Raw genomic sequence first — 19,410 nt, 5'->3', positions numbered from 1 at the left:
TCTTAGCAATCATGCGTATTCAGTTTTGAAGGAACAAGCCTTCTATATGGAGCTGTGGTGAAGTTGGAGTTCACGCCGGTCTGTCACACCGGAGGTCGCGGGTTCGAGTCCCGTCAGCTCCGCCATTCTTATTCAAGAGTGGCGAACAAAGTATATGGCTCGGTAGCTCAGTCGGTAGAGCAGAGGACTGAAAATCCTCGTGTCGGCGGTTCGATTCCGTCCCGAGCCACCATGTACGAGCCATTAGCTCAGTTGGTAGAGCATCTGACTTTTAATCAGAGGGTCGAAGGTTCGAGTCCTTCATGGCTCACCAGTTTTTTCAATCGGACAAAATATGAATAGTTGATAAGATGTGCGGACGTAGCTCAATTGGTAGAGCGTCGCCTTGCCAAGGCGAAGGTCGAGGGTTCGAGACCCTTCGTCCGCTCCATTTTTGTTCGTAAACACCACTTGCTATGTGCCAGTGGTGTTTCTTGCTTTATCCGCTGAACACTTTAAAAGACGAGTCAGCTTGTAGGGTGCCGATGCTTCTGGTACGATACTTGGAGTGTAAGCTCCTACGATGTTGGAGGTTTTATGAAACATAACAAAAGTATTTTGAAGAAAACGACCGTCGTTGACTTTAAGCAAGATGCTGCTTTTTTTGTTGACCGGGGAATGCGTTGTTTGAATCGGTACGACTATGATAAAGCATTGCGTTCATTTCGCCGAGCAGTTGAAATGGAGCCAACGAATGCAGAATGCCACTGCCATTTGGCAAGTGCTTTAGCTGAAACCGGACAGTTTGAAGCGTCAAATGAAGTCCTCTATGAAGTGATAGAAAAATGGGACCCATCTATGACAGAAGTGTATTTCTACATGGCGAACAACTATGCCAACTTAGAAGATTACCCTATGGCAGAAGAAATGGCTGTTCGTTATTTACAAGAAGATAGCACTGGACCGTATCGGGAAGAGGCCGAAGAGCTCCTCGACTATATTTACTTTGAGCTGGACATGCCACCGCGACACTTCCTCCCAAGTGAAAAAGAGGACGTATACAGCAAGCATGAACGAGCTCGTCGGAGTCTGGAAGAGGGACGTTTCTTGGAGGCACTGGATACCTTAAAAGAAATCGTCGAAGCCGATCCTGACTTTTTGCCAGCGTGGAACAATTTGTCTCTCGCCTACTATTATGCTGGGGAATTCCAGAAGGCGATGGAGACAATCGAACAGACGCTGGATAAGGAAGAAGGAAATCTGCATGCACTGTGCAATTTGGCCGTTTTGCTCTCCCATCACAATCAAACGACAGAGCTGTTGAGCTTGATTGATATGTTGAAAAAGGTCGTTCCGTTCCATCCGGAAAATACCTATAAGCTCGCAACAACAATGGGAGTGCTGGGCCAGCATGATGAAGCGTATTTCCATTACCAACGCATGCTGCGAAATGGACGGCCGCATGAAGCGTGCACGTACCACTATGCTGCGATCTCAGCTTATTTGAGCGGGAAAAAGGATCAAGCACTGCGCTGGTGGCAAAAAGCCAAGCAGTTAGACCCAGAAGCAGGAATCGCAGATCAGTACATTCAAATGGTAAAAAACGAACAAGAAGGGGAGACTATAAAACCGATCCCCTACCAATACAATACGACCCAACGTGATGTTTCTTGGGAAAAGGCTTCATTCACGGGAGTGGAAGATTTTAAAACAGACCCGATGATCCGAGCTTCCCTTCTCTGGGCATTGCAGCATGGACGCGATGAAGTGAAATTCGCGGTGTTGCAAACCTTGTCTCTGATCGGAGACGATGAAGCTGAAACCGCGGTCCGTCAATTTTATTACCAGACGGATAACCAACAGCTGCAAAAGTTGGCGTTGCTGGCTTTGGCTGATATGGGTGCAGACATGCCGGAAGGAACTCCTGATGGATCGAATGGTTCACCCGCGACGGATGAGCAGAAGGGCAGTATAGAAGAAGGCATAAGCCGTTATTTGCTCTCACAGGGCAAGCAAGAGGCCGGAGAATGGTGCCTCGATGTATGGCGCAAGCATCATGAATATGCCCAAAGTCTTGTACAAGTGCGAAAAGAAGTAGCGTGGGTCGCAGCATTAGAATATGTATACGGAACGATAACGAACGAAAAACAGTCACAAGCCCTTCTAGCTCAAAAATACGGCATTTCTGCCGCTACCTTGGCAAAGTGCGTCAAAGTTTTGTCGACACTTGATTTTAAATAGATTATTACATTATAATTAATTTAAATAAGGAAACAGAACTGTGTGAGATGAGGAGGCAACAACCATGAGCGATCAAAAAATTTATGATGTGATTATCGCCGGAGCTGGCCCTGCTGGAATGACGGCTGCTGTATATACATCCCGTGCGAACATGAGCACATTGATGCTGGAGAGAGGAATTCCAGGCGGTCAAATGGCGAACACGGAAGATATCGAGAACTACCCAGGCTTCACTTCTATTCTTGGCCCTGATCTCTCTACAAAAATGTTTGAGCATGCACAGCAATTCGGTGCGGAGTATGCATATGGGGAAATCAAAGAAATCCGCGATGAAGAGCCGTACAAGCGCGTTATCACGGGTGACAAGGAATACTTGACCAAGTCTGTTATTGTGGCAACTGGTGCAGAGCATCGTTTGCTCGGTGTACAAGGCGAAAAAGAATTGTCCGGCCGTGGCGTTTCTTACTGCGCGGTATGCGACGGTGCATTTTTCCGCAATAAAGAGCTGGTGGTTGTTGGTGGAGGAGACTCCGCAGTGGAAGAGGCTGTGTTCCTTACTCGCTTCGCTTCCAAAGTGACGATCGTACACCGTCGTGATCAGTTCCGTGCACAGAAAATCCTGCAAAAACGAGCTTTCGATAACGAAAAAATCGAAGTGATCTGGGATACAGAACTAAAAGAAATCCGTGGTGAAGGCAAAGTACAAGCGGTTCTCTTGGAAAACACCAAAACAGGTGAACAAAGAGAATACCCAGCAGATGGGGTGTTCATCTACGTAGGTATGGACCCATTGACTGCTAGCGTACGTCCACTGGGTATCACCAACGACGCAGGCTACGTATTGACAGACGAAAAAATGTACACCAAAGTAAAAGGTGTTTTTGCAGCAGGAGATGTACGTGAAAAAATGCTGCGACAAGTCGTGACAGCTACTGGAGACGGTTCAATCGCTGCTCAATCTGCTCAACACTATGTAGAAGAGCTTAATGAAAAGCTAAAGGAACAAAATGTCACAATCTCTTAACCTGCTTGTAACATGGGTGAAATAATTCAAGAGTAATCTATAGACAATGAATTGACCCCCTTATCTATATAAACAATTGTTGCGTGGCTGGCATTCAGTCACGCATCTTTTTTTCTAAAAAAGCTTATACGCCTATAGAAGACATCATTGGAAAAACAGGGGAAGCGGTTCAAAAAGGTGCGAATAAGGTGGACAATATGGTATGCTATTGTCAGAATCGTAGGAGGCGAGTTGCGTGACGGAATTGGGAAACGACAAGGCCATGAATCTCCTGATTATTACCGGAATGTCAGGTGCGGGAAAGACAGTTGCTGTACAAAGCTTGGAGGACCTGGGCTTTTTTTGTGTAGACAACCTACCCCCTGTACTGATTCCCAAATTTGCTGAGTTGGTCAAACAGTCTGGTGGGAGTATTGAGCGAGTCGCATTGGTGATTGACTTGCGAGGGCGTGAGTTTTTTGAAAATCTAGCCGTAACCATGGAGAGCCTCAATCAGATGAATGGATTATCGTACCACATCCTTTATCTGGATGCGAACGATCAGACATTGGTTTCTCGCTATAAGGAAACACGTCGCAGACATCCGCTTTCCCCGAACGGTTCGCCTTTGGAAGGAATTCACGCTGAGCGCCGTTTGTTGGAGGAAATGAAGGGCTGGGCGCATCAGATTATCGATACGAGTCAAATGAAGCCAGTTCAGCTTCGAGAAAAAATCATCAACCAATACGGTCAACAAGGATCACCACTTACGATTAATGTTTTGTCGTTTGGTTTCAAATACGGCGCACCAATAGACGCTGACTTGATGTTCGATGTCCGTTTTTTGCCTAACCCACATTATGTGGAGGATTTGCGTCCGAAAACAGGATGTGATCCAGACGTGGCAGAGTATGTGATGAAGCACAAGGACACAAAAGAATTCTTAGAAAAGCTTACAGACTTTTTGGGGTACACCCTGCCGCATTACCAGCGAGAAGGAAAAAGTCAACTTGTGATAGGAATAGGATGCACCGGTGGCAAGCATCGCTCGGTCGCCATTGCAGAACATTTGGGAGAAACCTTTGGTAAAGATTTTTCTGTCCGTGTCAGTCATCGAGACATGGAAAAGAACAAATGAGCATAAGATGGCAGGAAAGATTGAAGCGTGCATAAAAAGCCACCTGTGGTATGTGTATTAGAAATAATGAGGTGACATATGCCTACTAAGGGAGTCGGGAGGCTACAGTCAAGGCCATTACGGGTAGTCGTTATTGGCGGAGGAACGGGTTTGTCCGTCCTTCTACGCGGTTTGAAGCACGAGCCGGTGCATATCACAGCGATTGTTACGGTAGCAGACGATGGGGGAAGCTCTGGACGTTTGCGAGAAGAAATGGATATGCTTCCACCTGGCGACATTCGAAACGTCTTGACTGCTCTGGCCGATACAGAGCCGTTGATGGAAAAAGTCATGCAATATCGTTTTTCCACAGGCACGGGATTAGCAGGGCATAATTTGGGAAATCTATTACTTGCAGCGATGAACGAAATCACTGGAGATTTTGTCACCGCAGTCAAAACACTAAGCGGAGTTTTGGCAGTACGTGGAGATGTATTGCCAGCTTCCACGCAGTCGATTCAGTTGAAAGCGGAAATGACAGATGGATCTCTCGTAATCGGAGAATCCCAAATACCGTTGACTGGCAAAGAAATCAAGCGGGTATTCCTTGATCCGGAGGACGCTGTTCCTCTGAGCGAAGCCCTGATGGCCATTGCCGACGCGGATGCCATTTTGATTGGGCCTGGCAGCTTGTATACGAGCATCCTGCCCAATTTATTAGTACGCGGGTTATTTGAAGCGATTACACGCGCACAAGCCCCGAAAATCTACATTTGTAATGTCATGACACAACCGGGGGAGACAGACGGTTTTTCTGCATCCAGGCACGTCAATGTCATGTATGACCATGTAGATAGACCATTTCTGGATACGATCATTGTCAATTCAGCCGAGCTGCCTACCCATGTATTGGACAAATATACGGAAAAAGGAGCAGCTCCTGTCCGATGTGACTTAAAGCAATTGCGCCAACTCGGTTTAAATGTGGTGGCGAAGCCGTTAGTCACATTTGAGGACGGATACCTACGTCATGATGCACATGCTGTCAGCAAGCAGGTTGTGTCACTCGTCAAACGAAGACGGAAGGTGCTGAAGATAGAGAAGGAGTAGTGAAGTCGATGTCATTCGCCGCGCATACCAAAAAAGAACTTACCATGACGGAGGGTGCCGATTGCTGCAGCAAGGCAGAGCTCTCAGCCTTGATTCGAATGAATGGAAGTCTGCAGTTTGGAGCCGGACGACTGGTGCTGGATGTGACGACAGAGAACGCGGCGATTGCCCGACGCATTTACACGCTAATCAAGAGGTTGTTTCAGATACACGCTGAACTGCTGGTTCGCAAAAAAATGCGATTGAAAAAGAACAACGTCTACATTGTGCGTATTCCGAATAAGGCCAATGATATCTTGCAAGACTTGGGCATCATGGATCAAAGCCTGTCGTTTATCCCAGGAATCGCTCCTGAGATCGTGAAAAAGTCCTGTTGCCGCGCTGCATATTTGCGGGGGGCTTTTTTGGCGGGGGGATCTGTGAATCATCCAGAGGCATCCAGCTATCATCTGGAGATTTTCACTTCCTATCAGGATTTTTGCGAAGCATTGACCAAGATCGCCAATCGGTATAAACTAAATGCCAAGTGCATCGAGCGGAAAAAAGGGTATGTTCTCTATATTAAAGAAGGCGAAAAGATTACAGAGTTTTTGAGCTTGATTGGGGCTCATCAGGCGCTTCTGTATTTCGAGGACGTCCGAATCGTAAAGGACATGCGGAACTCAGTAAACCGATTACACAATTGTGAGATCGCCAACATAAACAAAACGGTGAATGCAGCCACCAGACAAATGGAAAATATTCAGCTCATCGATCAAGAGATGGGATTGGAGAATTTGCCAAAACGTCTGCGTGAGGTTGCGGAGCTACGATTGGCTCATCCTGATATCAATTTGAAAGAATTGGGCGAGATGGTGCCAAGCGGAGTAGTGAGCAAATCGGGCATTAACCACCGCTTGCGAAAAATTAACGAAATCGCTGACAAAATACGAGAAAAACAAAATATTTCGATGTAGATGCATGTTATACTAAAGGATAATAGTCTACAAGTAAGGAGGTCCATTCATGGTTCAACAGCAGGTCGTGGTTCAGTTAAAGACCGGTTTGCAAGCTCGTCCAGCAGCCTTTTTCGTACAGGAGGCTAACCGTTTTGCATCGGAAGTATTCGTAGAAAAAGGCAACAAGAAGGTTAATGCGAAAAGCATCATGGGTATCATGAGCCTCGCAATCAGCTCTGGAACAGAAATTACCATTTTGGCAGAAGGGCCGGATGCCTCCCAGGCAGTCACTAGCCTTACGAATCTGGTAAGCAAGGAAGAATAGAGTCACGAGAGACACTTTTCCCTTAAGGGAGGTGTCTTTTTTTGTTGGTCATCTTGATGAATATGTATCAATTCACTTCGGGCAGGGCATTTCTAACCATGTATATTGCATGAAGGAGGAATCAGACATGAGTAACCGTGATTCGTGCCACGAAGGCCGCGATTGCTTTGACATGGACATTGACCGGATGATTAACGAAGGACTAGGGGGAGGGATCGTTTCCGACCAGAACGGCCTGATTGAAGAAACCAGTGTTGACACAATGACAGGGGCGTCGTCAGCCAAGCAAGCCCTTGAAGATGAGCAATAGGGAGCCGCTTATGAATGTAACGAGAGCACAAGCCATTATGAGCTCCGACGACCATATCAAGGTAGAGTACGAAGGACAAGCCGTTTGGATCGATGCTGTAGACGAAAAAACGTCAACAGCACGTGTGCATGAGGAAAAAAATCCAGGACATAGCCGGACGGTGTATGTCAGTCAGTTAATGGAAGTGTCACAATGATCCATTGAAAAAGCCGGGCAAATCAAGGGAAGCCTCTTGGGGTTTGCTCGGCATACAAAAAAAACACTCGGCCAGTAGTCCAGGCACGAGTGCTTTTTTTACTACGTATTTCTTATTTTTTGGAAGACGGTTCGGAAGTGATTACTTTGTCAATCAATCCGTACTCTACTGCTTCTGCGGCAGAGAGGAAGTTGTCACGATCGGTATCCTTTTGGATGCGCTCCAAAGGCTGTCCAGTGCGTTCAGCCAGGATAGTGTTCAGATGATCACGCATCTTCAAAATACGTTTTGCGGCGATCTCAATGTCGCTCGCTTGTCCTTGGGCACCACCCAATGGTTGGTGAATCATGACTTCACTGTTTGGCAGAGCAAAGCGTTTGCCTTTTGCCCCAGCAGCCAGCAGGAATGCTCCCATCGAAGCAGCCATTCCGATACAAATGGTGGATACATCTGGCTTGATGAAGTGCATAGTATCGTAAATTGCCATACCAGCAGTAATAGAACCGCCTGGGCTGTTTATGTACAAGTGAATGTCTTTCTCCGGATCTTCCGCCTGAAGGAACAACAACTGTGCCACAACGATATTGGCTACGGTGTCGTTGATTGGGGTTCCCAGAAAGATGATGCGGTCTTTGAGCAGGCGGGAATAAATGTCGTAAGCACGTTCCCCGCGGTTCGTCTGTTCAATGACGGTTGGAATTAAATTCATATGCATCTAGTCTTCCTCCTCTCTTTGTAACAATATCATACACAAAAGGTCAATGAAGGTCAAACACATAAGTGCGCGCCCTCACTACCATGTTTGCCAAATTCCCTTTGTCTAAACCTACTCCAAAAAGAAAACATTCATTCCTTAGAATTCTCATCGGCCTCGGTCAAATCGACGGCGAGTTTCAGTGTGGCCTTCATCTTTTTTCCCTTGATGATCGTATACTCATCGATTTGTTTGGCTTGCAGCTGATTGATGGCTTCCGCTAGCTCCTGTTGATCTTTGTATGGTTCAATGGTCAATAAGCATTCCTCGTCACTGGCCTCTTGATAAATGAGAAAAAAACGTTCCCCTGCCATGGCAAGCCTCACTTTCGAAAGTTATCCACAATGTTATGCACAGGTTGTGCACAAAAACATTTGTTCGTGGGATATTTATTTTTTCAACGTACTTTCCAGAGCACATGAAATCGTTCCGCTAAAAATGTGGTTGCTCATGAACAGGCGTCGCTAAAGGTTTTCTTATAGTCTGGTCATGTTTGGCGGGAGAGTTGCATAGGAGATATATGGAAAGAGTAGAGGGATGTGTATGCTTCGCAAGCTCTCGACCTAGATCACGATGCAAAACGCGCACTTACAAGCTAATTATTCCAATTTGTTCTAGAAATGAATGAGATGCTTTTCATCAAGATAGCTATTTTTATGCGGAGAAGTGGCTATTTCCTTGATGCAATACGTCATACACCTCTATTAGCAGACAGCGATAGAGGCTTTTTGATTGATTCTTCTTTTAATCATTTCTATTGCAAATTTTCTAAAATATCCTACAATAAGATTGTGATTCATAGTTTGCTCATAAATAAAGAGGGGGATGTTTTTGCTATGAAAAAACAGAAATCATTGTCGATACTGGCTGCAACATTTGCTCTGAGCACATTGCTCGCGGGCTGCGGTGGAGGTACGGGGACTGGTGGACAAAGCGCGACACCACAGCCGAGCAACAATAGCGGAGGAAGCACGGGCGGTGCAAGCGGAGCTACTGAGAAGCTCGTGATTGCTGTAGTTGGTCCGATGTCTGGTCAGTACTCCGACTACGGAAGCACAGCAAAAGCTGGTGCTGAATATGCGTTGAAAGAAAAAAAGGAGGCATTCAAAGCACTTGGCTTTGATGTTGAATTGTCCGCGCAAGACGACCAAGCTGACCCGAAACAAGGGGTAGCAGTCGCACAAATGTTGATTTCAAATCCTGACGTAGTCGGAGTAGTTGGCCATGCTACAACAGGTGCTTCGATTACAGCAGCAGCGCAATATGAACAAGAAAAGCTCGTAATGGTATCTCCTTCCGCAACGGGATCCGATTTGACTGAGCAAGGCAAGAAGATCGTACACCGTATTTGTGCGCGTGATGATCAACAAGGCTCTAAGGCTGCTATTTTTGCCAAAAATCAATTGAATGTAAAAACGGCTTTCGTTATGCATGACAAGGCTGCTTATGGACAAGGTCTTGCAGAAGAAGTGAAAAAGCAATTTGAAAAAGACGGCGTACAAGTTCTCGGCTATGAAGGGGTAACGGCAGGCGAGAAGGATTATAGTGCAATCATCACCCAAATCCTTGCGAAAAATCCAGAGATGATCTACTTCGGTGGATACTACTCTGATGCAGGGATCATCGTGAAGCAAGCACGTGAAAAAGGCTTCAAGGGTGTCTTCATGGGTGGCGATGGCTACGACTCCGCTGACATGGTGAAAATTGCTGGTGCGGAAAATGCGAATAACGTAGTCTTTACTTCTACTGTTGGTGATATTGGTGCTACCGAAGACGGCAAGAAATGGATCACAGATTTCGAGAGCGCGACTGGCAACAAAGTAGGGATCTTCACTTCGTTTGGTTATGACTCCATGGGGGTTATGCTGAACGGTCTGGAAGAAGCGATCAAAGCAAATGGCGGCAAAAAGCCAACTCGTGAACAAGTGCTGGAAGCTGTTCACAAAACCAAAGATTACAAAGGCAAATTCGTCAACGTAACATTCAATGAAAAAGGCGACAACGACTTTGCTTCCGTATATGTGTACAAGTATGAGGATGGAAAGAAAGTATTTATGGGTGAAGCGAAGTAATTCTTCATTATGAATCAGCCGTTTGGGACATACTACGTTTGGCATGAATACCAGAATGAAAAGGAAGGGATTCTGATGTCAAACAATCGTAATACGAAGAATGGCGGCAACCAAGGACACAGCAGCAAGACGCAAGGCACCCAAAAGCAAAAGTCTGAAAGAGATCGTAACCTGAATAAGCAGGATCCACAATAACAAACAAAAACCCACCTGGCCCAGCAGTGAGCTCGCAGGTGGGTTTTTGCTTGTTATACTCGTTGCTTGCTGGGCAGCCGCTGTTCCGGATGACCATAGCCCTGATGCTGTCTGCTACGCAGGTTTTTCGCTTGGGATTCGCGAATTTTGGCCACAAACTCACTTGTGCTCATTTTGGTGAAATCCATAGGGCACCTCCGCTGATAATGGGATGTACACCTTTCTAGGATGACCCAATTTGGTCCTGTACAATCGGCAGTGTAATCTCTACCACTGTACCTTCGTGCTCCCTGCTTTTAATTTCCAGGCTACCGTTGTGGTCTTTCATGATTTTGCTGCTGATCATGAGGCCGAGGCCAGTCCCGTTTTCTTTTGTCGTGAAAAAGGGGGCACCCAGCTTGTGAATCATTTCTTCAGAGATTCCACAGCCTGTATCCGTGAGCGTAATGAGCACCTGATGATTGTCTTTTAAGGCGGTGGCAATATGAACCTCTCCATGTCCGTCGATCGCTTCAATGGCATTTTTAATGATATTGATAAAGACTTGCTTGAGCTGGTTTTCTTCTCCCGCAATGATCGGATGGTAAGCAAATGCGGTACAGAAATCGATGTTTTTCAAGTTTGCTTCCGACCTCAATAGTGCCAAGACGCTTTCCAGCAAAGGGATGAGCGGAAGAGGCTTGATTTGAATGCTATGAGGCTTTGCCAAGACTAGCAATTCACTCACAATAAAATTGATCCGGTCCAGTTCAGAGAGCATGATATCAGCGTACTGCTGGTTATCATTCATGCTCGGATAAAGAAATTGGATAAAGCCTTTCAAGGATGTTAGGGGATTGCGAATCTCATGGGCGATCCCAGCAGCCAACTCCCCAATCACGGACAGCTTTTCAGCCTTCCGTAATAATTCCTCGTTATTTCGGCGTTCTGTAATATCCCGCGATACGATGATAAAGCCATCACAATCTCCCGTTTTCGTCAGGATGGGGGCACCCTTTGATTCGAGAAAGATCCATTTGTTATTTTTCGTTTGGAAACGGAACTCGCATATCTTTGGTTCTTGGGTCACCAGCAAATGATGAAAGTGGTCAATGACTGTTTGCCGATCTTCTGGATGAATGTCAGCAAAGGTGAGCTGACGGCAATTTTCACTCGTTTCGATTACGCGTGAATGAGAAGGGGAGAGATAGAGGATATCCCCGTTTTTGTCCGTAATTAGAATAAGATCATCTGTGTATTCCGAGATGATTTTGTTCGTTTTCTCGCTTTTAAACAAGGCGGCCTCAGAGTATTTGCGTTCTGTGACATTTCGCGAGACTAACATGATGTTTTGTACGTCTCCTACCGCGCTTAAAATGGGGATACCGCGTGTTTCGAAGGAAACCTCGTTTCCGTTCCTATCCATAGAGCGCGTCTCGAAATGAACGGGTTGTTTCGTTGCCATGATCTCTTGAAATTTGTCCCTGAACATAGGGATATCCTCTGGATGTGTGAGTTGCAGATTGTTAGGGGAAGTAACCTCGGCTGGAACAAATCCCAATTGCTCGATTGATGGGGATGCATAGATGCGTCGCATGGATAAATCATAAATCGTCACGATATCCTGGGTATGATCGATGAGGAGACGATATTTGGCTTCGGTTTGACGCAAGGCCTCTTCAATTTTTTTGCGGTCGGAAATGTCACGGGTAATACAGGAAGCACCAATAATTTTTCCCGTTTCATCTTTGATTGGAGCAGCCGACAGAATGACATCCATCTTCGTGCCATCTTTTCGCTGCCTGATGGTTTCGTAATTGGTTAGTAAGACACCCATGCTCCTGACCGCATCAAATAACTGTTTGGTCTCGCTCCTATACTCGTCTGGAATGAAGCAGAGCGGTGAAGCGTAAATCTCCTCCATGGACCAACCGTAGTATTGCTCAAAAGCATGATTCACCAAGACGATATTGTTATCGAGATCACTAATCGAGATGGCATCCGTCGTAAAGTGAAAAAATGCTTTTAATATTTGATCTGGAAATAACACTTGCGTGATTTCCTTTTTTGAGCGTTTCTTTTTCCATAAGAAAGGGGTATTAAGCTTGTTCATCAGATTTCCCCCGCATAGTCTATCAAGTATTTGAGTGAGATAGCGTTGTCGTAACTATTCGAGATATAAGACCCATTTTCCTATCAAAATTTGGAATAGTTTGTTATTCCATAATGAATTGGTTATGCATGAAGGTTCTGACTCGCATGGAAATCAGCTATAATGAGAGTTAGAAAAAAGTCGGGGGTGTATGCATGACAACTGGTTTTATCGTTGCGTTGGTGCTCATTTTTATCGTCATCATCGGTGCGACGATTTTGGTTACAAACAAAGCTTATTCGCGTAAACCTGAACAAATAGATCCGATTCTGCCCAGTAAGGATACTGCTGGAAGTAAGGAACTCGATCAATAATGCCAGTAGGTAAAAGAAAAGGAGTGGTTATCTCAACCACTCCTGCTTTATTGACGGTATCGGAAAGTATATAGCCTACAGTTTGGAGAAGCGTTCTACGATGTCATCAACAAGCAGTTCAGCAGAAAGGATACCGCCACCTACGTTCCAGATCACTTCGTCAACTTGGAATGCCTTATTGTTTTTCGCGACATTCAGTTTTTGATAGAGCGGATCTTTCATCCATTCCTCGGTGTATTTATTGGCAGATCCATCACCGGAATAATCACCGATCCAGTAAAACATGACATCGCCATCCATTTCAGCCATGAGCTCTTTTGGAATGTCTTTTTTGAACTCATCGATGTCTTGGGAGGCTGGTCGAGCAATGCCGAGCTGGCTCAGAACAACGCCAGAGAAAGTGTCTTTCAAGTAAAGACGAGTTTTTCCAGCTACGAAACGAACGACAGAGACTTTCATCTTCGTCTTGTCACCCAGTTTTCCTTTTGCCTCTTCAATCTTCTTATCGAAATCAGCCATCAGCTTGTCGCCTTCAGCTTTTTTATTCAACGCTTCGGAGTAAAGTGCAAAGTTGATTTTCCATCTGCCTACGAGATCCTCGGAGAAGACGGTTGGGGCAATCGCGGAAAGCTGAGCGTATACTTTTTCTTGCCCTTGGCGTCCTTTTGTTCCCAGAATCAGGTCTGGCTTCAGGCTGGCGATCAGTTCAACATTCGGTTGGTTCTCGTCACCCAATTCAACTGCATCCTTCATTTTCTCTTTAATATGTGGATGCCATGGGTCACCAGGTTTACCGAGGCCACTCATGACAGCCCCAACTGGCGTAATCCCTAATGCGAGAACAGCCTCTGTGCTTTCACTAGTAAGAGCGACCACTCGCTGAGGAGTCCCTTTTATTTTTGTTGACCCCATAAAGTGTTTTACTTCTCTCTCTTCAGACGCTGCCGGTGCAGGTGTAGTTGTTGACGCAGCTGGAGTAGAAGAAGATGAGCTGGATGTAGACGTTGCCTGTCCCCCGCAACCTGTTACGAGCATCACAGCGGAAAGCATAGCCCCGAGCATCAAACGCAGGGAAGTTTTGCGCATGATGGAAAATCCCCCTTTTAACTGATAATGATTATCATTTTTCTTCACTACTGTATATGCTTATATGACAATGTGTCAATATATTTTTTGGAACGAAAGGAAAAGTATAGATATTTTTGTGCTGAATTTTCCAATAGCGATAATAAAAATCAATATCATTGACTAGCCCTATCCGCAAGCTTAGACTGATTAGTGGGAGAAACTTACATACATATGTAGCGAATAGACAGAATAGGTAGAATGCAACGGAAAGAAGGGAACAGGCGTGAATGTGATTTTGTCCAGCCGACTGCAAAAGACTACTGTACTCATAGTAGGACTCGTCGTCCTGGCAGTCGTGATGGTAGCTAGTATCCTTTTCGGAATCAATCGGTATTCGCTCATTACTGCAGTAGAGGCATACACCCAATTTTCCGGTTCAGAGGAACATTTGATTATTACGACTTCCCGAATGCCGCGTACACTTACAGCGGTAGCGGTGGGGAGCAGCCTCGCTGTAGCAGGTGTTTTGTTGCAGGCGTTGACTCGAAATCCTTTGGCTTCACCATCTCTTATTGGTGTGAACGCTGGAGCTGCAGCAGCTATTGTGACGACGATTGTTGTTTTTGGCTCGCAATTCCCAGTGTCGAAAATGATGTGGGCAGGCTTTATCGGAGCGGGTGTGACTGCTCTGCTTGTATACGGGTTGGCTTCCGCTGGGCGGGGAGGCATGACTCCGATTAAGCTGACACTTTCGGGTGCAGCGGTTGCCGCTTTTGCTTCGTCTGTGACCTCTCTGTTTATGCTGCTGCAAGAAAAGACGATGACAGAGGCTTTTTACTGGTTAGTTGGTTCTGTGGAGGGAAGACAGCTCGATCATTTTTTTATGATCATTCCTTATTTGCTAGTAGGCTGGTTAGGCGCTATGCTACTGACCGGTTCGTTAAATTTGATGGTACTCGGTGATGATGTGGCGACTGGTCTGGGCCAAAAGATTATCTTGGTAAAAGCTATAGCGATATTGATCGTGGTGCTCTTGGCAGGTGGGAGTGTCGCGCTCGCCGGACCGATTGCATTTGTGGGCATCATCATCCCGCATCTTTGTCGTTTTTTAGTCGGTCTTGATCATCGATGGTTGATTCCCTATTCGATCGTCTTCGGTGGAGCTTTTCTGGTCTGCGCTGATTTGCTTTCTCGCCTTGTATTGATGCCGATGCGTTTGGAAGTACCAGTAGGCGTAGCAACCGCCATGATCGGAGTGGCCTTTATCATCCCGCTGGTCAGGAGGAGGGCGTATGCATAGACATGTAGTCATTCGGACCAAGAAGCCAGCGCTCTCGTTTCATGTAAATAAGCGGGCGTTAGGAATTAATTTCATACTATTTTTGCTGTTATCTGTTGTGATTGTATTGAGTATTGGCTTAGGTAGCTTGCATATTCCTGTGTGGGAAGTCATTAAAGCTTTTGTGGGAGCGGGCAGTGAACAGAATGAATTGATCGTGCTCGATTGGCGGTTGCCTCGCGTTGTCGTTTCAGTCATGGTGGGGGCTTCCCTGGCGGTATCGGGGGCCATCTTACAGTCCTTGGTACGAAATCCGTTAGCTTCGCCTGATTTGATCGGAACTACAGCGGGAGCGACGGCAGCAGCGGTAGCATTTATCACATTCGCAAAAGATGTAAGTGTGCAATGGATGCCATTGGTGGCCTTGACCGGTGGATTGCTAACCGCTACGCTTACGTATCTCACTGCGTGGAAGGAGGGAGTCTCACCTTTTCGCCTCGCGCTTGTCGGTGTATGTATATCAGCGGGGATGGGAGCATTAACGATCTTTTTCATGGTGATCACCCAAACCCACAAAGCTTCAAACGCTCTAGGGTGGATGACTGGAACGGTGTACGGTATGTCTTGGGTAAATGTCATGACGTTGCTTCCGTGGACGCTTTTGTTTCTCGTGGCTACGATTTTCCAAATCCGTTATTTGAATGCCCAGGAGCTCGGTGATGATATCGCCAGAGGCATTGGCGTAGCAATTGATAAGAAGAGATTGCTCTTGATTGCGATTAGTGTGGCACTGGCAGGTGCTGCGGTCGGTGTGGCAGGAGGAATCAGTTTTATCGGTTTGATGGCTCCACATATTGCGCGTAGGCTAGTTGGCTCAGCGTATGGCTACTTGCTGCCGGCTTCCGCTGTTTTGGGTGGGATGCTTGTCGTCTTGGCTGATTTGATTGGGAGAACGGTGTTTTTACCGCATGATTTACCAGCTGGGATTTTTACCGCAGCGATTGGAGCGCCGTTTTTTGTTTATCTTTTGTATAAAACGAGGAATCATCAATAGGTCCCCTGATGTCAAGGCGATTTTTAACGAGTAAATGTCACGCAAGAGAAACAGTTCATAATCGGGCTGTTTTTTTTGTTCCCATGGGGATTCAACATAAAAAAGCGACCTCTGGAAGTCCAAGAGATCGCTTTGTCTTTATTAGTATGGTACGCCTGAAGGGAATCGAACCCCCGCACATGGTTCCGGAGACCATTGCTCTATCCACTGAGCTACAGGCGTATATTGTGACGACAATTTTCATTATAAAACATCGAGAATCTCAATGCAAACGAAAAAAAGTAGTTCAGCAGAAAAAACTAGTGATAAGGTAAGCGAGAGTGAAAAAGTCCATTGGTGAAGATCTTTCGACGTTTTTTGTGTTCTGCTTCATCAATTTGGCAGGAAAATTGCATGAGAGAACGAATATAATGAAAATAAAGAGTCATCGAGCAGCATGAGCAAGTGCGAAGGAGGCGGGCTTCATGAACATGGGATTGGGGTTATTTCAAGAACAAACACTGAAATTAGTGATGACGCCGGAATTACGCCAAGCGATTACCATATTGCAGTATTCAGCCATTGATCTCATCTCCTATTTGCAGGATCAGGCCAATGAAAATCCTGTTTTTGACCTTGAAGTTGCTGGAGAAGTCGCTTCTGCAAAAGCAGAGAAACCAGCTCCTGAGATTGACTGGAAAGAAATTGTGGGCAATCGCGCGACAGGTGAGTACGGTTCGTTGAAAAATGAAAGCACTTACAATCCGTTGGATTACGTCCAGCAAGGTGCGGAGACGCTGTACGAACATCTGGAGCGTCAACTCGGCTATGTAAAAGGATTCTCGTCGCTGCAAAAACAGATCGCTCTCTTTTTGATCGGGAATCTGGATGAGAAGGGGTATTTGGAAATTACACTGGAGGAAGCGAGTACGCGCCTAGGTGCTGAAATGCTGGAGATTGAGGACGTGTTGTCCGTCTTGCAGCATTTTGATCCAGTAGGCGTAGCTTCACGCAGCCTAGAAGAATGTCTTTTGCTGCAGCTCGAGCATTTGGCACTCGATGATGAAAAGATCGTTCAGGTCGTTCGCAACCACCTGCAAGATTTGGCGGACAATCGCTATCAGCGGATTGCAGACAAAATCGGGTGTACACCGCAAGAGGTACAGGCGATGGCAGACTTGATCCGTACGCTGAATCCGCGTCCAGGGGCGGCCTTTTCCGCAGTAGACACAAGATATGTCATTCCAGATGTGACGGTAGAGAAGGTCGGGAATGATTATGTAGTATTGGTCAATGATGTTGCTGCACCGCGGCTGAAAATCAACAGCTTCTATGAAAAGATGCTGAGCCAGCAAAAAAGTCAGGATGAAGCCAAGCAGTTCATTCACGATAAGCTGAATGCTGCTATGTGGCTGGCAAAAAGTCTGGAGCAGCGCCGCCTGACGCTCATGCGTGTAACTCAGGCCATCCTCGATATGCAACGGGAGTTTTTTGATCGGGGGATTCATTACTTAAAGCCCATGACACAAAAAGAAATAGCAGAGCGGGTCAGCCTGCATGAATCGACGATCAGCCGGGCAACCAGCAACAAATACGTCCAGACACCGCGTGGAATCTTTGAACTGAAGTATTTCTTTACGTCAGCACTCTCTACATCTAGCGGGGAAGTGACTTCTTCTGAGAGTGTTAAGCGCAGAATCAAAGCACTGATCGAACAAGAAGATCGGAAGTCTCCGTTATCTGATCAAAAGCTGGGTGAGATGTTGCTTACAGAGGGGATTGAAATCTCCCGCCGTACGGTTGCCAAGTACCGGGAAGAAATGCTGATCCCATCGTCGGCTAAACGAAAGAGGTTTTAACGGGCATGAATGAAAAAACGTTTGAAATTGTCTTGTACGGGAGAAAAAAATGTCATTTGTGCGACGAGGTGGAGCTCTACATCCGCAGTTTGGCGAAGGAGCTCCCCCTTCGTATGCGCATGGTTGATATTGAAAGTGATCCGGTCTTGCATGAAGAAATGATGTTTGTCATTCCAGTAGTCGAGATTGATGGAGAAATCGTGTTTCGTTCCATTACACATGTGGTGACGCTAGAGGAGCTGCGAGACGAATTACATAGACGTGCCGCTCGGTCATGAGTGGCACTTTTTTATAGGGACTCGGGGGAACTTGCAAGATATTGTTAAATATGATACATTCAAGTTGTAGCAAGTGATCTTTTTTTGCACCAAGCGGGACAAAAAATGTATATACAGGGACATTTAACGTCCCGATCAACAATTTGTAACCAAGGAAGAAGGCAAAATGCGACGTTTACTGGAACTGCAACAAAAATTGTTGCCTGACTTGATTCAGGTTTTGCGTCAGCGGTACATGTTGCTCCGATCCATCTATCATTTGCAGCCGATTGGCAGAAGAGGTCTAGCTCAAGCCATGGATACTACTGAGCGTATTTTGCGGGCAGAAGTGGAACTGCTAAAAGAGACGGGGCTCCTTCATGTAACGGCTGCGGGAATGAGCCTGAGTGAAGAAGGGCAACAAGTCTTGGACGACATGGAGCCTCTCGTAGGAGACCTATTCGGCCTTACTGACTTGGCGGAACGCCTGCAAAAAAAGCTGGGCATATCAGAAGTGATTGTGGTGCAGGGCAATGCAGACCAATCGCCTTGGGTAAAGGAAGAGCTGGGACGGGTAGGGGCAAGGGTACTCAAACAGGTCGTGCAAGAAGGAGACATTGTAGCGGTAACAGGTGGTTCATCCATCGCCAGCGTAGCAAGTCATCTGACGCCTTCTGCTTCGTTCAAAAACGTTCAGTTTGTCCCTGCTCGCGGTGGACTGGGAGAACGCGTAGAGCTACAAGCGAATACGCTCGCTTCCGCCATGGCAGCGAAAACAGGTGCTTCTTATCGGCTTCTTCACGTACCGGATCGCCTCCATCCAGAAGCCTTGCAGACATTGGTCAAAGAGCCGCAAGTGCAAGATGTGCTGTCGCTCTTGGGCGAGACTCGAATCGTTTTGCATGGAATCGGGGATGCCGTCACGATGGCGAGAAGGCGGAATTATTCGGAGGAAGAGCTCGCAGAATTAGTGGAGACGGGTGCTGTATCAGAAGCATTCGGTTACTACTTTAATGAAGCGGGAGAAACGGTCCACAGAATGCCGACAATTGGTTTACAGCTAGAGGAAGTGCACAAGGCAGAAACCGTGCTCTCCATTGCGGGGGGCGAAAGCAAGGCAAAAGCGATTCTTTCCTTTGCTAAGCAATCGTGTCAGAATGTACTCATTACGGACGAAGGGGCAGCTTACACGCTGTTGTCCGCACGATTGTAACGGAAGGAAGTCGGTC

The 19,410-nt window shown here is 46.4% G+C and carries 20 protein-coding genes and 5 tRNA genes; 19 read left to right on the top strand and 6 right to left on the bottom strand.

Features of this window, described 5'->3' with window-relative positions:
• Positions 1-48: 48 nt before the first annotated feature.
• The 12 genes from HP398_RS24765 (at position 49) to HP398_RS24710 (ending at position 7,219) form a co-directional block, all read left to right on the top strand.
• Positions 49-125: transfer RNA gene (locus HP398_RS24765), tRNA-Asp, on the top strand.
• 31 nt (positions 126-156) lie between these two features.
• Positions 157-232: transfer RNA gene (locus HP398_RS24760), tRNA-Phe, on the top strand.
• 5 nt (positions 233-237) lie between these two features.
• Positions 238-313: transfer RNA gene (locus tag HP398_RS24755), tRNA-Lys, on the top strand.
• A gap of 41 nt (positions 314-354) precedes the next feature.
• A tRNA-Gly gene (locus HP398_RS24750) sits at positions 355-430 on the top strand.
• A gap of 146 nt (positions 431-576) precedes the next feature.
• Positions 577-2,220: a tetratricopeptide repeat protein gene (locus tag HP398_RS24745; RefSeq protein ID WP_017251617.1), complete on the top strand. Its 1,644-nt coding sequence runs from the start codon at positions 577-579 to the stop codon at positions 2,218-2,220.
• Positions 2,221-2,284: 64 nt separating this feature from the next.
• Entirely contained in the window at positions 2,285-3,244 is a 960-nt protein-coding gene (gene trxB, locus HP398_RS24740; RefSeq protein WP_017251618.1) for a thioredoxin-disulfide reductase, read from the top strand.
• Positions 3,245-3,479: 235 nt separating this feature from the next.
• Positions 3,480-4,361, top strand: a complete 882-nt coding sequence (gene rapZ / locus HP398_RS24735) for an RNase adapter RapZ (RefSeq protein ID WP_007720425.1) — start codon at positions 3,480-3,482, stop codon at positions 4,359-4,361.
• A 78-nt stretch (positions 4,362-4,439) separates the two neighbouring features.
• Entirely contained in the window at positions 4,440-5,450 is a 1,011-nt protein-coding gene (locus HP398_RS24730; RefSeq protein ID WP_017251619.1) for a gluconeogenesis factor YvcK family protein, read from the top strand.
• An 8-nt stretch (positions 5,451-5,458) separates the two neighbouring features.
• Positions 5,459-6,406, top strand: coding sequence for a DNA-binding protein WhiA (gene whiA, locus HP398_RS24725; protein WP_017251620.1), 948 nt, complete (start codon positions 5,459-5,461; stop codon positions 6,404-6,406).
• Positions 6,407-6,455: 49 nt separating this feature from the next.
• Complete coding sequence (locus HP398_RS24720; protein ID WP_048034964.1) at positions 6,456-6,713, top strand: HPr family phosphocarrier protein; 258 nt, start codon at positions 6,456-6,458, stop codon at positions 6,711-6,713.
• 127 nt (positions 6,714-6,840) lie between these two features.
• Positions 6,841-7,023, top strand: a complete 183-nt coding sequence (locus HP398_RS24715) for a hypothetical protein (protein WP_017251622.1) — start codon at positions 6,841-6,843, stop codon at positions 7,021-7,023.
• A gap of 10 nt (positions 7,024-7,033) precedes the next feature.
• The gene (locus tag HP398_RS24710; RefSeq protein ID WP_017251623.1) at positions 7,034-7,219 is read left to right on the top strand and encodes an H-type small acid-soluble spore protein; all 186 of its coding nucleotides are present in this window, start codon (positions 7,034-7,036) and stop codon (positions 7,217-7,219) included.
• Positions 7,220-7,331: 112 nt separating this feature from the next.
• Here HP398_RS24710 and clpP read toward each other — a convergent pair whose 3' ends face one another.
• Together clpP and HP398_RS24700 are read right to left on the bottom strand one after the other, a co-directional pair.
• A complete protein-coding gene (clpP, locus tag HP398_RS24705) occupies positions 7,332-7,934 on the bottom strand; it encodes an ATP-dependent Clp endopeptidase proteolytic subunit ClpP (RefSeq protein WP_007720441.1) in 603 nt (200 codons plus the stop codon).
• A 131-nt stretch (positions 7,935-8,065) separates the two neighbouring features.
• On the bottom strand, positions 8,066-8,287 hold the full coding sequence (locus tag HP398_RS24700; protein WP_048034962.1) for a hypothetical protein: 222 nt from the start codon (positions 8,285-8,287) through the stop codon (positions 8,066-8,068).
• A 522-nt stretch (positions 8,288-8,809) separates the two neighbouring features.
• Between HP398_RS24700 and HP398_RS24695 the strand changes: the two genes are divergently transcribed.
• A complete protein-coding gene (locus tag HP398_RS24695; RefSeq protein ID WP_017251624.1) occupies positions 8,810-10,045 on the top strand; it encodes a branched-chain amino acid ABC transporter substrate-binding protein in 1,236 nt (411 codons plus the stop codon).
• A 248-nt stretch (positions 10,046-10,293) separates the two neighbouring features.
• Here the strand turns inward: HP398_RS24695 and HP398_RS24690 are convergent, their stop codons facing one another.
• A complete protein-coding gene (locus HP398_RS24690) occupies positions 10,294-10,428 on the bottom strand; it encodes a DUF4023 domain-containing protein (protein ID WP_017251626.1) in 135 nt (44 codons plus the stop codon).
• Positions 10,429-10,463: 35 nt separating this feature from the next.
• Positions 10,464-12,332: a PAS domain-containing sensor histidine kinase gene (locus tag HP398_RS24685; RefSeq protein ID WP_017251627.1), complete on the bottom strand. Its 1,869-nt coding sequence runs from the start codon at positions 12,330-12,332 to the stop codon at positions 10,464-10,466.
• A gap of 194 nt (positions 12,333-12,526) precedes the next feature.
• Here HP398_RS24685 and HP398_RS24680 point away from each other — a divergent pair, with 194 nt between their 5' ends.
• The gene (locus HP398_RS24680) at positions 12,527-12,685 is read left to right on the top strand and encodes a hypothetical protein (RefSeq protein WP_017251628.1); all 159 of its coding nucleotides are present in this window, start codon (positions 12,527-12,529) and stop codon (positions 12,683-12,685) included.
• A gap of 75 nt (positions 12,686-12,760) precedes the next feature.
• Here the strand turns inward: HP398_RS24680 and HP398_RS24675 are convergent, their stop codons facing one another.
• Entirely contained in the window at positions 12,761-13,771 is a 1,011-nt protein-coding gene (locus tag HP398_RS24675) for an ABC transporter substrate-binding protein (protein WP_017251629.1), read from the bottom strand.
• 265 nt (positions 13,772-14,036) lie between these two features.
• Between HP398_RS24675 and HP398_RS24670 the strand changes: the two genes are divergently transcribed.
• On the top strand, positions 14,037-15,053 hold the full coding sequence (locus HP398_RS24670; protein ID WP_173623924.1) for a FecCD family ABC transporter permease: 1,017 nt from the start codon (positions 14,037-14,039) through the stop codon (positions 15,051-15,053).
• Positions 15,046-16,086 carry a FecCD family ABC transporter permease gene (locus tag HP398_RS24665; RefSeq protein ID WP_017251631.1) on the top strand — a complete coding sequence of 347 codons (1,041 nt, stop codon included), beginning with the start codon at positions 15,046-15,048 and terminating at the stop codon, positions 16,084-16,086. The genes HP398_RS24670 and HP398_RS24665 overlap by 8 nt, the downstream gene beginning before the upstream one ends.
• A 147-nt stretch (positions 16,087-16,233) precedes the next feature.
• Here the strand turns inward: HP398_RS24665 and HP398_RS24660 are convergent.
• A tRNA-Arg gene (locus tag HP398_RS24660) sits at positions 16,234-16,308 on the bottom strand.
• 242 nt (positions 16,309-16,550) lie between these two features.
• Between HP398_RS24660 and rpoN the strand changes: the two genes are divergently transcribed.
• The 3 genes from rpoN to HP398_RS24645 all read left to right on the top strand — a co-directional run bounded on the left by rpoN (position 16,551) and on the right by HP398_RS24645 (position 19,394).
• Positions 16,551-17,924 (top strand): RNA polymerase factor sigma-54, encoded by a 1,374-nt coding sequence (gene rpoN, locus HP398_RS24655; RefSeq protein ID WP_173623923.1) that lies wholly within the window; start codon positions 16,551-16,553, stop codon positions 17,922-17,924.
• 5 nt (positions 17,925-17,929) lie between these two features.
• Positions 17,930-18,202 carry a glutaredoxin family protein gene (locus HP398_RS24650; protein ID WP_017251633.1) on the top strand — a complete coding sequence of 91 codons (273 nt, stop codon included), beginning with the start codon at positions 17,930-17,932 and terminating at the stop codon, positions 18,200-18,202.
• A gap of 166 nt (positions 18,203-18,368) precedes the next feature.
• The gene (locus HP398_RS24645) at positions 18,369-19,394 is read left to right on the top strand and encodes a sugar-binding transcriptional regulator (protein ID WP_069851529.1); all 1,026 of its coding nucleotides are present in this window, start codon (positions 18,369-18,371) and stop codon (positions 19,392-19,394) included.
• Positions 19,395-19,410 lie beyond the last annotated feature (16 nt).

Origin of the sequence: Brevibacillus sp. HB1.4B (assembly GCF_013284285.1) — a bacterium.
Taxonomy (GTDB): domain Bacteria; phylum Bacillota; class Bacilli; order Brevibacillales; family Brevibacillaceae; genus Brevibacillus; species Brevibacillus porteri.
The sequence above is the reverse complement of the archived record's forward strand: the minus strand, read 5'-3'. Positions and strand labels throughout refer to the sequence as shown.